Source organism: Leptolyngbya sp. FACHB-671, from assembly GCF_014695745.1.
GTDB lineage: Bacteria > Cyanobacteriota > Cyanobacteriia > Elainellales > Elainellaceae > JAAUTN01.
In genome coordinates this window covers 1-14,961 of sequence record NZ_JACJOV010000051.1, presented here as the reverse complement: position 1 = coordinate 14,961, position 14,961 = coordinate 1, and the positions used below count along the sequence as shown (strand labels likewise).

General features: G+C 48.4%; 9 protein-coding genes and 1 rRNA gene. 7 read left to right on the top strand and 3 right to left on the bottom strand.

The genetic code is table 11. The features are described from left to right. Positions 1-724: 724 nt before the first annotated feature. Both H6F93_RS04255 and H6F93_RS04250 read right to left on the bottom strand, forming a co-directional pair. Positions 725-1,342 carry a transglutaminase-like domain-containing protein gene (locus H6F93_RS04255; protein ID WP_190679446.1) on the bottom strand — a complete coding sequence of 206 codons (618 nt, stop codon included), beginning with the start codon at positions 1,340-1,342 and terminating at the stop codon, positions 725-727. 116 nt (positions 1,343-1,458) lie between these two features. Continuing rightward, positions 1,459-1,740: a hypothetical protein gene (locus H6F93_RS04250; protein ID WP_190679445.1), complete on the bottom strand. Its 282-nt coding sequence runs from the start codon at positions 1,738-1,740 to the stop codon at positions 1,459-1,461. 526 nt (positions 1,741-2,266) lie between these two features. On the opposite strand from H6F93_RS04250, the gene H6F93_RS04245 reads away from it, so the two are divergent. The 6 genes from H6F93_RS04245 (at position 2,267) to glgA (ending at position 13,442) form a co-directional block, all read left to right on the top strand. Then, on the top strand, positions 2,267-6,949 hold the full coding sequence (locus H6F93_RS04245) for a CHAT domain-containing protein (protein WP_190679444.1): 4,683 nt from the start codon (positions 2,267-2,269) through the stop codon (positions 6,947-6,949). 71 nt (positions 6,950-7,020) lie between these two features. Continuing rightward, a complete protein-coding gene (locus H6F93_RS04240) occupies positions 7,021-7,821 on the top strand; it encodes a DUF928 domain-containing protein (protein ID WP_190679443.1) in 801 nt (266 codons plus the stop codon). Between the two features lie 88 nt (positions 7,822-7,909). Then, positions 7,910-10,171 (top strand): CHASE2 domain-containing protein, encoded by a 2,262-nt coding sequence (locus H6F93_RS04235; RefSeq protein ID WP_190679442.1) that lies wholly within the window; start codon positions 7,910-7,912, stop codon positions 10,169-10,171. A 213-nt stretch (positions 10,172-10,384) separates the two neighbouring features. Further along, positions 10,385-11,113, top strand: coding sequence for a DUF8082 domain-containing protein (locus H6F93_RS04230; protein WP_190679441.1), 729 nt, complete (start codon positions 10,385-10,387; stop codon positions 11,111-11,113). 151 nt (positions 11,114-11,264) lie between these two features. Next, on the top strand, positions 11,265-11,747 hold the full coding sequence (locus H6F93_RS04225) for a 2TM domain-containing protein (protein WP_190679440.1): 483 nt from the start codon (positions 11,265-11,267) through the stop codon (positions 11,745-11,747). Between the two features lie 216 nt (positions 11,748-11,963). Next, a complete protein-coding gene (gene glgA / locus H6F93_RS04220) occupies positions 11,964-13,442 on the top strand; it encodes a glycogen synthase GlgA (RefSeq protein WP_190679439.1) in 1,479 nt (492 codons plus the stop codon). A gap of 114 nt (positions 13,443-13,556) precedes the next feature. Here glgA and glyQ read toward each other — a convergent pair whose 3' ends face one another. After that, a complete protein-coding gene (gene glyQ / locus H6F93_RS04215) occupies positions 13,557-14,444 on the bottom strand; it encodes a glycine--tRNA ligase subunit alpha (RefSeq protein WP_190679438.1) in 888 nt (295 codons plus the stop codon). A gap of 436 nt (positions 14,445-14,880) precedes the next feature. Between glyQ and H6F93_RS04210 the strand changes: the two genes are divergently transcribed. Further along, positions 14,881-14,961 (top strand): 16S ribosomal RNA (locus H6F93_RS04210); the annotation flags it as partial.

Below are 14,961 nucleotides of genomic sequence, written 5' to 3'. Positions count from 1 at the left end.
TCAGGCATCCCCTGAGAACTATGAACGTGACAAAATCTCAAAGTCGGATCGCAACACTACCTGTAGATCCTTTCCTGACAAAAGCTGCGGATGATAGGAATAACGCGCTAGCCCAGCTTCAAAATCAGGGAAAAGGAACAGTTCCTCATTGCCCCTTACTTTAGTAATAGTCGCGATAAGTCACTAATAATACGACTAGGGTCGAGACTTTACGGTTTCTTTTTGCTCAATTAAAATGCATGTTGCTTAATTAAAGAAAGCTTTGAAGAAAAATCTATAAATGTGATTGGTTAGTGTTTAGGATTACAGAATAGAAGTTGCTACTTTCTGGCGATCGCTGCAATTACAAACCCACTTCTACCCAAGCAATTTGAGGAATTAGTTAGCGTATAAAAGTTGGGCAATGAGATGAGTACAGTAGTCAACCGGTCTACCGATTCAGAAATAGTTTATCTGCTTAGTAAGGGTCTTCAACCCCCAACTTTTTCTAGCAAATCTTGTGGCTGAGACAAAATTTAGTTGAAGAGTTTTGTCAGCCTGTAAGCTACGAAAAATATCAAAACTCGGTAGAACATACGATTTGTATTTCTCTTAATCCGCGTCCGGGTCGGTTGCTGCAAGTGATAGGTGATTGCCGTCACACTAGTCTTTCTAGCAAAGGTGACCTGTCCATTGCCCGGCAGCTGTATGTCGAGTCGCTCACCAATTTATTAGAGAAGAAAGCTTATACGTACTTGGCATCTTTCATAAGACCGTGTTCCTTCGCGGAATTTAAACAAATATCCGGAAGATTGCGATGCATTTCATCCCACTTAGTTTGGGCTTGCAGCGCTTCTATCACAACTTGCAGCGGTTCAGCAAAAATGGTCTGAAAATCTGCCTCTTCGGGGAGCCGTACCTCGTATGCTAACTGTTCCTGAGGCGGAGTGAATTGAGCATTGATTCCGGTTTTGTTGCCCCTGGCATCAACCCTATACCAACCCATTTTAGATAAATGAATGGCATTGAAACCATGCAAGCTATAGGGCGCACCTTGATCATCAATACTCAATCGTTGGTAACAGAACCCTGTTGGAATCTGATTTGCTCGTAGCAATGCTGCCAGCAAATGGCTCTTAGCGTAGCAATAACCTGTTTTGTATTTGAGAACATCAGAAGCGCGACAAGTGACAGGATTCATCTGATAGTCAACGCTATGACAAATTTGATCTCGCACCCACTCAAAACACGCCTTTGCGATCGCCGTTGATGTTGGATGATCTGATGCAATTTGTTTAGCAAGCTCGATGACTTCAGGATGTTGCCAATCAATTACTTTAGTTGCTTTCAAATATTCTTTCATATCAGCCAAGTACTCTTAAAAATCTCTAGGACTCCCTTGTTAAGGAAGACTTTGAGTAGATTAGCTTCCTCTTTTCCAAGAAGAGCAAGGAGGATCAGAAGACTTTGAAGCATAGCTTAGTGGTAGTAGCGCTGCTCTAACCAAAATCGAACTTCTAACTCAGAATTAAAGCGAGCAGATTCACCAGTGGTAGGGTCGTAAACCCGCCAGAAGACTTCACCAGAACGATCGCGCTTTTGGCTAATTTGTGGTTCTTCATTGCCAGCCAATATACTTAGAATGGACGATAAAATCTGACCTAAACCAGCTAGAAATTTAGATTCACGTCTGTTTTTTTGTGCTAAACCACGATCAAGATTAGATATCTTCGAAGTGGAGAAATTAAGTGTAGATTTCATGGCTTATTGCTTCCTGGTAGGGTGACGATGGATAAAGAGAAAAACTTCTTTCGTCGATGGATTCAATCTACGGTTTTCTCACTTGATATTCAAAAGGTAGTTTGAATAGCTTCTATCAATAAAATTCATGCAACATCCTCTGACTCTTCAGACATTCTCGAGACCAGTCAATATCCTTCAAATTCTGGGAACAGGAGGATTTTGCAAGCTGTCCTTGAGTCAGAACTAGCAACTTAATGGTTAAACCTATCCGGATCACCCTTCCCAGTTTGGAATGTATGTCCAGGATGACTAATTTGTAATCAAAAAAAATTCGAAATTATCCAACTGCATCAGTCTTCAGGGGGTGCAGAGGCTGAACTTGGGTGTCTAGGGCTGGCAACTATTGAGGAGTATCCAGGATAGTGAAACAGATTTATCACTTTGAATCGGTGACTGTCTCAGCAAGCAAAACTACTAATGCTAATCTGGCTGTTGCATAGATGGCTGTTTTGCTGATTGTTACTCTTTTCGGTGCAGTTACCTTATGTCAAACCTTTTTGAGAAAGCAGGTCTGTTGCTCGTCTCTGTTTCGATCGCTGGCTTACTCGGTGAGGAACAGACGCAGGCTTATGTGCCGACGTTAGAGGCTGCGGGAGAGGCGATCGCCGATGTGGGAAGCGATCGCACTGCTGCTGTTGACTTACCTGCTGGTTTAGCTACCCCGACTCCCCCAGAGACGTTTGCAGTTCAGTTTGCAGGGGACTCTGATAGGGCGATCGCTTCCTCCCCAGCACCTACCTCAACAAGTCCGCAACTTGTCGCGCAAAACATTACTCCCGCAGCCGACGGTACCAACACACGGGTTACTGAGCAGGGACGACGCACAAATATTAGCGGCGGGACTCTTTCTGAAGATGGAGCCAACCTGTTTCACAGCTTTGAAGAATTTGGCTTAGGTACAGGCGAAATCGCCAACTTCCTCTCAAATGACCAGATCCGCAATATCATCAGCCGCGTAGTCGGGGGTGATGCGTCTTACATTGACGGACTGCTGCGCGTTAGCGGAGGCGACTCTAATCTATTTCTACTCAACCCAGCCGGAATTTTGTTGGGTACAAATGCCCGATTAGATTTGCCGGGTTCTTTTACGGCAACGACTGCCAGCGGAGTTGGGTTTGGCGATCGCTGGCTGAATGCGATCGGCAGAAACGATTATTCCTCCCTGGTCGGCAATCCGGATGCCTTTGCTTTCAGCAACAGCCAGCCTGGTTCTGTCTTCAATGCCGGAAATCTAGCAGTTTCAGAAGGGCAAGATCTCTTCCTGCTCGGCGGCACAGTTATTAATACAGGCACCCTAACTGCACCAGGCGGCAACATTACAATTGCTGCTGTTCCAGGAGAAAGCTGGGTACGAATTAGCCAGGAGGGACGGCTGCTAAGCCTTGATCTGGAAGCGATTGGGAGACGGGGACTAGGAAATGGGAATCGAGGATTGGTGCCGTTTACGCCGCTGTCCTTGCCAGCTCTTTTGACTGGAGGAAATATTACCAGCGCAACGGGGGTAACGGTTGAGTCAGATGGCTCTGTGCAACTGACGGGCTCCGGGATTGCTATTTCTCCTCAACCTGGAACGGCGATCGCTTCCGGCACCCTTAACACCTCCCGCCGATCCCCAACCTCTAACCCCCAGTTCCCAACCTCCCAAATCAACATCCTGGGCGATCGCGTTGCTATCCTTAACGCCAACCTGAATGCTTCAGGCAATGGTGGCGGTGGTACCGTGCGAATTGGCGGAGATATTGGAGGACGAGATACATTGCCTGCTGCGTCTCGAACGCTGGTCGATGAAAATTCGACTTTTCGAGCAGACGCACTGGGTGGAGGTAATGGGGGCAGGGTAATCGTTTGGGCAGACGATACGACCGCATTTTATGGGGAAATCAGCGCTAGGGGGGGCGATCGCATCGGCAACGGCGGTTTCGCAGAAGTATCAGGTCGTCAATCTTTAATTTTTGACGGAACGGCTGACCTTACAGCAGCCGATGGTCGCTTGGGTACCTTGCTGCTTGATCCCAGGGACATCTTGATCAATGACCTTGGACCAAACTCTCCTGGAGTCGATGCAACGCTGCCCGACATTTTTGATGACGAATTTGTTGGGGAACCCATCACCATTTCACGAACGGCACTGGAAGGGCTACCCGCAACTGCCAACGTCGTGCTAGAGGCGACCAATAACATTAACATCAATGTTTTTGGTGATTTTGTGTTTGCCGACGGTCCTGGCGGCTCAATTCGACTGGAGGCAGACTCTGACGGGAATGGTACTGGTCAATTTAGTGCGGCAAACAACATCATTGCTAGAGGGCGGGACATTACCATTTCAGGTGCTGGCGTCGGATTGAATGATATTGAAACCAACAGCTTAACGAGTGGGGACAGCGGCTCAATTAGCATTACCGCAACCGCAGGGAACATTGTTGGCGCGAACCTAACCACCTCTGGAACTACCGCAGGGGGAGCGATCACCCTCAATGCCGCAAACACCATCCAAATTGGGGATTTGAACACTTCCTCAACCGGAAATGCAGGGGCAGTCAGCCTAACCACAGCCAATACTCTAGAAACAGGCAGCATTACCAGCACGGGATTAGCAGGTAGTGGCAACCAAACCCTCACAGCTGGCGAGATCGACTTCAACGGAGTCATTCAGGGATCAGGAGAACTGGTACTACAGCCCACTGATCCGGCTCAGGATGTGGCGATCGCAGGCACGGCTAACTCTACTGCGCTGGACTTGACCGCAGCTGAACTAGATCTTTTGCAGCCAGGATTTAGCAGCATCACGATTGGCAGAACTAATGGCAACGGCACGGTAAGCCTGAATCCATTTACGTTTAACGCTCCGGTGGCGATCGCTGGAGGCTCAACACTCATCGGCGCTAACCAAAATACGACCTGGCAACTGAGCGGAGCCGATCAGGGGACAATCAGCGGATATGCTAATGGGCTTAGCTTCAGCAATATCGAAAATCTGCAAGGCGGCAGCGGCAACGATATTTTCCAATTTCCCGATACCAGCTTTGAAGGGGCGATCGATGGCGGCGGCGGCACGAATCGGTTGGATTACTCGGCGATCGCCACTTCCCTCACCCTCGACCTGGAAGCAATCCAACCTGAAAACATCCAGGAAATCGTGGCGGGCAGCGGTACGAACACATTGGTCGGTCAAAACCTAGCAAACACTTGGACAGTCACAGGCACCAATAGCGGCACATTGAACGGTGCCACGTTTTCTGGATTTCAAATTTTACGTGGCGGCACTCTCAGTGACAGTTTCCGGCTTAGCGGCGGCCGCGTTGACCAGATTGATGGTGCAGCAGGAAGCAATACCTTAATTGGCGACAACACAATCAACACCTGGCAGCTTATAGGCGCAGATACCGGGTCGGTCAATGACATAGTTGAGTTCTCCAACATTGGCAACCTGACAGGCGGCGATGCAGCCGATACTTTCGTCTTTAGCGATGGGGCAACGCTCAGCGGCATCATTGACGGTGCAGCAGGATTTGACACCCTCGATTACTCCGACTACACCGCACCCGTTACGGTCAATTTTGACCAAAACCAGGCAACTGGAACCGCTGGAGTGTTCAACACAGAAGGAGCAATTCTGCCGCCAGAACCTCCAGAGCCACCTGGAGAACCACCTGTTATTCCTGATATTGACCCGTTGCCTCTGCCGCCTGATGTCAATGTTGCTGAAAATGTAGAACCACCTGGAGTCTATCCGACGAATCCCGTTTTGACTGACATCCTACGTCAAGACATTGCTGATGCGCTCGATAGTGGCAATCTCTCTGATGCAGTCACTCTAATCGAGCAACTATATAGTCAGGAATTTCAGCAATATCTAGGTTTACAGGAAACACCGAGTCTGACCCTGTCAGAAATTCAGTCTCGTTTAGCTGAGCTTGCCGTCCAAACCGGCAGAACACCTGCTCTGGTTTATCTATTTAGCCGGGCCGAGCAGCTTGATGTCATCTTAGTGACGGCGGCAGACGCACCCATTTATCGCAGCGTCGCGGCTGCCGATCGCGACTCTCTACTTCAAGTCACTACTGCTCTCAGACGAGAACTCACCGATCGCACCAAACTTCGCTCTACCAGCTATCTTCCTGCTGCCCAGCAGCTTCAGACCTGGACAATGGCTCCCATCCAATCCAATCTGCAAGTGGCAGAAGTCGATACGCTGCTATTTTCTGTTGATGCTGGCTTGCGCTCAACGCCGCTAGCAGTGCTTCAGGATGGAGAGCAGTTTTTGATTGAACAGTACAGCCTCTCGCTGATTCCCAGCTTCAGCCTGACCGATACCCGCTACTCCAGCATTGTCCAAGCGCAAGTTCTGGCAATGGGGGCTTCTGAGTTTACTGACTTTCCACCGCTGCCCGCCGTACCCGTTGAACTAGCGGCGATCGCTGGACGACCTACCCTGATTCCCAATCCGCCTGAAGATTCCAACAACAGCGACAGCAACCGCGAACCCACTCAAGGCACTGTAATCTACGACAACAACATTATTACTGGAACGGTAGTGCCCTCTAGCGCATCTTCGCCTGCTCCTGTAGGTTTAGCCGTTCCCCTAAATGGACTCTGGCAGGGGCGATCGTTTCTAAATCAAGCTTTTACTTTAGATACCCTGAGCAGACAGCAACAGCAGCAACCCTTTGAGATTATTCACCTGGCAACCCACGCCGAGTTTCGTCCTGGCGCACCCAGCAATTCCTTTATTCAACTTTGGGATACTCAACTGCGACTCGATCAGTTGAGCCAATTAGGTTGGAGAAACCCAACGGTTGAGTTAGTCGTCTTAAGTGCTTGTCGCACTGCATTAGGAGATGTAGAAGCAGAACTAGGCTTTGCTGGATTCGCCGTACAGACGGGTGCAAAATCAGCAATGGCAAGCCTCTGGTCAGTTAGCGATGAAGGCACACTGGCTCTAATGCAGGAATTTTATCGACAGTTAAGAACGACTCCCATCAAAGCAGAGGCACTCCAGCAAGCACAACTTGCCATGCTGCGAGGAGAGGTCCGCATCGTTAACGGGCAAATTCAGTACCCTGAAGGCGTTTTGCCGCTGCCACCCGAACTGGCAGAGAGCAATAACGTCAACCTGACTCATCCTTACTTCTGGTCTGGCTTCACACTAGTCGGGAGTCCCTGGTAAACGTTTTATCTCAACCTTGTGCATCGCCAATTTATCTTTAGTCTGTTTATTCCTGATTCGGGAGCGTCACTATGAATTGGAAATGCTTTTATCACCCTTTCTTCTCTCTCTCTTTTATAGTGGGGGCGATCGCGATTTGGTCATTCCCCCTTCCAACCCTGGCTCAGACGACTTCCAACCCATCTGCTAATCGTCCTGTAGCTCAGCAGTCCCGTTCTAGAACTGGCAGAATTACCTTTCGCCCGCCCAACCGAGGCGCACCTCCCGTCACTTCTGGAGCAGCAAGTCGCGGCGATTGGGGCGACTGCACCTCTAGCAGCGATGCCCTGACTGCATTGATTCCTTCCAGCACCATAGGACTTTCCATTTCTCAAGAGCCAGTTCTAATGGTGTACGTCCCTGAAACCTCCGCCGCATCGTTAGAACTGACTTTAGAAAACGAAGACGGCACAGAAGTTCTCTACCGACAAACCCTAGAAACTCCGAGCGCTGCTGGCATTGTGCAATTCAATCTGGCTGACTACACATCCACCCCATTAGCTCAGGAAACTCTTTATCGCTGGTATGTTTCCCTCGTTTGCGACAACGACGATCGCTCCAGAAATGCAGTCATAGCAGGTTGGGTTGAACCCGTTGCACCCAGTGCGGCTTTACTCAACAGCTTGCAGCAGGCTAATCCGCAAGATCGACCCCGGCTCTACGCCGAAGCCGGAATTTGGTATGATGCGCTACAAGCCTTGGCAGATTTACACCAGTCCCAGCCTCAAGATGCTATGTTGACCGCAGACTGGCAAGCACTATTGCAATCTGTTGGACTAGACGCAGCGATCGCCCAAGCCCCCCTAATCAACTGCTGCACCTCGACAAACTAAGCCAGGTCTAGCCCCCTAATTCCACAGCATCAAGGCAAACGCTCCTTCAAGAAGCGTCTACCTTGCCCAACTTACTACTGACCTGACTATGTGGACGAAGCTGAAGCCAATCCTCTGGCATTGGCGGGGTGTGGCGATCGCAGCCCCTTGTACTGCTGCTGCTGTCATCTTGCTTCGGCTGACTGGTCTACTACAAACGTTGGAATGGGCGGCTTACGACCAGTTTTTTCGGCTGCGTCCGTCAGAACCCCATACCTCTCGCATCATCATTGTTGGCATTACAGAACCAGACCTACAGGAATATGGCTGGCCGCTTTCGGATGCCACCTTGACCCAGCTCTTAAACCAGATCAAGCAACAGCAGCCCCGAGCAATTGGGTTAGACCTTTATCGCGATGTGCCAGTCGATTCAGGATATGCCGACCTGGTCGAAGTTTTTAGGACAACGCCTAACCTGATCGGGGTTGAAAAAGTAGTCGGGACAGCCAACGCTGGAGCTGTTGCGCCTCCGCCTGTGTTAGCCGAATTAGGACAGATTAGCGCCAGTGACGTGATTCTGGATGCCGATGGCAAGATTCGACGAGGATTACTTTCCCTCTCCAACAGCAATAATGAACTCGTACTAGGATTTGCCTTCACCCTAGCCGCTCTTTATCTAGAACCAGAAGAAATTTATCCTGAACTCACCGATGAAGAATACATCCGTTTAGGACAAGCCATATTTCCACCACTGGAACCCAATGACGGTGGCTACGTTCACACGGCAGCGGACGGATATCAAATTTTGGTAGATTTTCGAGGCGGCACGGGCAGTTTTGAAGTGGTGTCTGTGCAGGACGTGCTAGAAAACCGCGTTCCAGCAGATTTAATGAGCGATCGCATCGTCATGATCGGCGCAGTCGCAGAAAGCCTGCGCGACTTTTACTACACTCCCTACAACAATGAACTGCTACAGATCCTACCGCCTACGCCAGGGGTTGAAATCCATGCCAACCTGACGAACCAGTTGCTCACCTCTGCTCTAACCGGACGCACTCCCCTACAAACCTGGTCTGAGCCGCTGGAATGGCTATGGATTCTAAGCTGGTCAGTCGTGGGAGCGTTTTTAGTCTGGCAGCAACGACACCCCTCAGTTGCGGCTTCGGCGAGTGACAGAGGCATGACTTCAAACAACACAACCCTGATTCAAAGCCTCAAAATTAGTCTCAGCTTGGGATTAGCAGGCGGTGGAATATGGGGTATTAGCTACCTCTTATTTTTGGCAAATTGGTGGGTTCCTATCGTTCCTGCATTTCTAGCATTAGGTGGGGCAGCGATCGCCACTACGACCTACATCGCTCAATCTGCTGAAGTCATCCGCAATACCTTTAGCCGCTATTTAACTGAAGAGATAGTAGCGAATTTACTAGAAACTCCAGAAGGTCTAAGATTAGGCGGCGAACGCCGTAAAATCACAATTTTGATTTCTGATTTGAGAGGCTTTACTGCCATCTCTGAACAGCTTTCGCCAGAGCAAGTCGTCACACTGCTCAACCTCTACTTAGAACGAATGACTCACGTCATTAGTCAATATAACGGCAACATTAATGAGGTGATTGGCGACGGCATTGTTGTCCTGTTTGGTGCACCCACTCAAAGATCAGATGATGCAGCAAGAGCGATCGCCTGTGCAGTAGCAATGCAGTTGGCCATAACAGAGATCAACCAGCAAAACCAACAGCTCAATCTGCCAACCCTAGAAATGGGAATAGGAATCAATTCAGGAGAAGCAATTGTCGGCAATATTGGCTCCCAAAGACGGGCAAAGTACACCGCAATCGGCAGTCAGGTCAATTTAGCATCTCGGATTGAGTCTTCCAGCATAGGTGGGCAAGTGCTAATCTCTGAAGCAACTTTTACTGAAGTTGAACCCTTGCTCAGCATCTTCAGCCAAACCGAGGTTGAGGTGAAGGGATTTCATACACCCGTTAAGCTGTACGAAGTTGGCGGCATTGGGGGTGCCTATCGCCTGTCGCTTCCCGATCCCCACACTGTTCTCGTCCCCTTAGTTCCAGAAGTACCCATTCGATACGCCCTAATTGACGGCAGAAACCTGGTTGGGCAAATGGTTGCGGGCACTTTAGTCAAGTTTTCAGGAAAGCGGGCAGAGGTGCGATCGCCTCATCCAATGCCATTCTTCAGAGACATCAAGCTCAGTTTGCTCAACCCTCACGAAGGTACAACTATTCCCGGCGATCTCTACGCCAAAGTCATAGGACAGTCTAACGACGTTGAACCCGGCTTCTATATTCATTTCACTAACCTTTCTCCTAGCGCCTCCACCCTTCTACAAAATCTGACAAAAGCTTAGAAGTGTATCCTTTATGACATTTTTACAACATTGTCATCGCCTCACAGGATGAATTCATCAAAAACGTCCGGATGAAGAATCAAGGAGCAGTAGTATGGCTTATTACTACTTAACATGAACGACCGATTAGCTGATTGGAATTCTTCCAAGGCACACCATATTTCATCTGTTCCGAAGCTGTGATCCTGTGTTCTCTCTAGAAATTGCAGAAAGATGAAGGAAAGTTCCAGAGTGTTGGTGATTGCTGCCGAAGAACTGCGTTCTAGAGGCATTGGTTATGGTTCCGCTGCTGAATTAACGTTTGAAGAAAAGCAGTTTAAAAGAGTCTTGTCTCTGCGAAAACTTTTTCACAAAGTAGCAACTGACTACTGTGAAAGAGAATCTAAAGCTGGCAGATTTTGTTTGCTAGTTGAAGATGAAACTTTATTTACGGTCTGGCAAACTGAAAAGCTACTGGAGCCTATTCGTAATCAGCCAAGTAAGTTAGATGCTCAGGTTACAGAAACCTCATTTCACGACCAACTTAACCAAAGTTTGGGAACGAAGAGGCTCAACCTACCCTTACCTTCAAGCCAACCTCCAGTTAGAAACCTGACTGATATTGAGCCTTGGATTGTAGAACGTTGTCAGCAAGCTTTGTCCTACTACGTAGGAGCGATCGCCAGCGTGTACGTTCAGGAAACCCTCGATAAGTTCCCTCAAATTACCTACCATCGCTTAATTAACGAACTCGCCACTAAAATTCCTGATCCTCAACAAGCAGAAGAATTTTGGCAACAGGTACTAACGTTAATTACTGCTCCAGCCAAACAGAAAGATTCGCGCCCTCAACGCGATCGCCCCCTTCCAACTCAATCTCTGCCCAAACAACTTCCTGCTCAAGAGACCAAAGCTTTGCCAAATGCCCCCTACCAACGAACCTACCGAGGGATAGCCTACTAGAGCAAATCCCGTGGCAGTGAGATTCCTTTCATTAGGGTGACGATAAACTAGGAATAGTCTGCGAGCGGTCTGCATTACCCAAATTAAGCAGCACCATCTAAGCAGACAAACTAGAGCAGCCTGACTGGTCTACCTTGAAAAGGCAACTTAGATGACAGATATCTACGAGCAAGAGGAAGCACAAGAAATCCTCAAAATTGCGTTTACTCGTCAAATTGAGCGCGGAGAAATTTCCAAAATGCAACTCCTGGAAATTGCAGCAGAACTGGGAATCTCGCCAGAGGAATTTCAATCCGCAGAGCAAGAATGGTTGACGCAACAAGGAGAAGCACGAGAGCAACGTGCCTTCGCTATGTATCGGCAAAGCAGGTTGCGTAGAAGCGTAGCCAGGTACGGCATTGTCAATACATTTTTGGTGATGCTCGATTTGCTCACCAGTAGTCCACTTAACTGGTCGCTCTACATTGCTTTGATTTGGGGACTGTTCATTGCTCTCAATGCTTGGAAGACTTACCAGACTGATGGAGAGGACTACGAAAAGGCATTTCAACGCTGGCGCTTAAAGCAGCAGGTGGGGCGATCGCTCAAAAACCTCTCTAACCGTTGGCTCAAAGGCTTATCTAACATTAGCTAGAGCTAGGAAACCCCTAAGCTAAGACGAATACGCCCTACGACATATCAACCTGCTTCATAAATTGAACTAGTTAGCAGCAATCCCTTTCGCAAGGGTGACGCTTCTGACCCGTTTGTGCTGGTTACATTGACTTTTGATAGTTAAGTTGCCTAGCCATCCAAAATAATATACTTTTGTAAAGTTAAAAATTGGTATGTATCCAGCGGGGGATAAGAAATGTACATTGTGCAGATTGCCTCTGAGTGCGCTCCAGTTATCAAAGCTGGCGGTCTAGGAGACGTAGTCTATGGTCTTAGTCGCGAACTAGAGGCTCGGGGCAACACAGTAGAAATCATTCTGCCCAAGTACGACTGCATGAGGTACGACCATATCTGGGGGCTTCACGAGTCCTACCGTGATCTGTGGGTACCCTGGTACGATGCTGCTGTCCACTGCTCTGTATACTGCGGTTGGGTTCACGGCCGGCTCTGCTTCTTCATCGAGCCGCATGACAACGCCAACTTCTTCAACCGAGGCTGCTATTACGGTTGCTCCGACGACAATATGCGGTTTGCATTCTTTAGCAAAGCCGCATTAGAGTTTCTGCTACAAAGCAACAAACGCCCTGACATACTTCACTGCCATGACTGGCAAACTGGACTTGTTCCAGTCATGCTTTTCGAGATGTACAAGCATCACGGAATGGCAAACCAGCGTGCTTGCTATACCATCCATAATTTCAAGCACCAAGGTATGGGCGGCGTTGAAACCCTTCAGGCAACAGGACTAAACCAGGAAGCCTACTACTTCCAATACGATCGCCTCCAAGACAATTTCAATCCTTTTGCCCTCAACTTCATGAAAGGGGGCATCACTTACTCAAACTTTGTCACAACTGTTTCTCCCCACCACGCTTGGGAAGCTCGCTTTACTGATACCGGCTACGGTTTAGGTCACACCCTACACGTTTTTCAGGACAAATTTAGAGGAGTCCTCAACGGCATTGACTACAATGTCTGGAACCCAGAAGTTGATCGCTACATTCCTCACTATTTCAACCAAGAGAATCTGGAGGGCAAAGCAGAGAATAAAAAGGCGTTGCGCGATCGCCTCCTCCTGCGCCAAGAAAACAAACCCATCATCTGTTACATCGGTCGCCTAGACGACCAAAAAGGCGTTCACCTCGTACACCACGCCATTTACCATGCCTTGTACCGCGGTGCACAATTCGTGCTTCTAGGCTCTGCAACTGAAGCCAGCATCAACACCCACTTTCAACACGAAAAGCGCTTCCTAAACGACAACCCAGACGTTCACCTCGAACTGGGCTTCAACGAAGAACTGTCCCATCTCATCTACGCCGGAGCAGACATGATCGTAGTCCCAAGCAACTACGAACCCTGCGGCTTAACCCAAATGATCGGACTGAAATACGGCACCGTACCCATCGTCCGAGGTGTAGGAGGGCTGGTAAACACGGTCTTTGACCAGGACTTTGATCAAGACCACCTACCCGAACAGCGTAACGGTTACGTATTCCATCAATCAGACTTTCCTGCCTTAGAATCCGCTATGGATCGGGCCATAGATTTGTGGCACCAAGAACCCAAAGAGTTTCAAGATCTGATCCAACAGGGCATGAGCTACGACTACTCATGGAACTACCCTGGCAAGGATTATATAGAAATCTACGACTACATTCGTCATAAAGAATAGCCAACATTTCCCTCTCCTCACATGAAGGAGAAAACTAAAGTTCGTAAGGCGTGAAAGCAGTACTTTCACGCCAAAAGTCATCCTGATTTGACAACTCTGACCGAAATTTCCAAGTTAAGCTACTTCCGCTCTATCAGCTTTCAACAACGGAAAATCTAGCTCCTCTCGCTGCTTCAAATATAGATGAGCAACCTGCCGTGCCAAACCACGAATTCTGCCAATGTAGCGCGTCCGCTCAGTAACCGAAATCACACCTCTAGCATCTAGCAAGTTGAAACTGTGTGAACACTTCAACACATAGTCAAGTGCTGGCAAAACTAGCCCTTTCTCAATAAGCTGTCCAGCCTCTTGTTCGTACAGTCCAAACAGAGTAAACAACAATTCAGGATTAGATGCTTCAAAGTTGTAAGTTGAATGCTCGATTTCTCCCTGAAAATGCACATCTCCATAAGTTACCGCTTCATTCCACTGAATCTCAGTGAAAGCATTGACTTCCTGGAGATACATCGTTAGCCGCTCCAACCCATAGGTAATCTCGATCGAAACTGGACGGCAATCAATTCCCCCACACTGTTGAAAATAGGTAAATTGAGTGACCTCCATTCCATCCAGCCAAACTTCCCAACCAACTCCCCAGGCTCCTAATGTAGGAGATTCCCAGTTATCCTCCACAAACCGAATATCGTGATCCTCTGCACGAATGCCTAAAGCTCGCAGAGAATCCAAATAGAGCTCTTGAATGTTGTCTGGCGAAGGTTTGATCAGCACTTGATATTGATAGTAATGCTGATAACGATTTGGGTTCTCCCCATATCGCCCATCTGTCGGACGACGGCAAGGTTCAACGTAAGCAACCGACCAGGGTTCAGGACCAATTGCCCGTAGGAAAGTGTGAGGACTCATTGTACCCGCCCCCTTCTCCGTATCGTAGGGCTGGACAATCAAACAGCCGCGATCGCCCCAAAACTCGCTCAGCTTAGCGATGACCGATTGAAAATTCACAAAGTTTAGCTTCCCTAGCGTCTCAAGGTTTTCTCTAACCCAATGTACCGTCGTCTAACGCCAAGTAACTCAGAAAAAATTACAGTCCCATCTCAAAATCAACGTCCTTGAACCAATTCAATCCCCTCCAAGGGTCTAAAACCCTTGTGGTATCAGCACTTTCAGCGTTTCCCAAAAAACTTTCCAGAAATGCTTGACAGTTTCTTGGATGTCTCGTTATATTGGTTAAGCGGTCGAGAGAGAGCCGAACGGAAACGGAAGGCACTGGCTTCGACCCCGAACCTTGAAAATCTAATAGTTTGAAAGCCAGAATAACACTTACACCCCGTTAAATCAATCAGTTTGCTTTAGAGTTTCGATTCTAAGGTAGACAAAATTAGAAAACTGGGACTAAGTCAAGTTCCGGGAGCCTAACAAATCTCGAATTTGTTTAATTACAATGGAGAGTTTGATCCTGGCTCAGGATGAACGCTGGCGGTATGCTTAACACATGCAAGTCGAACGGAAGTCTTCGGAC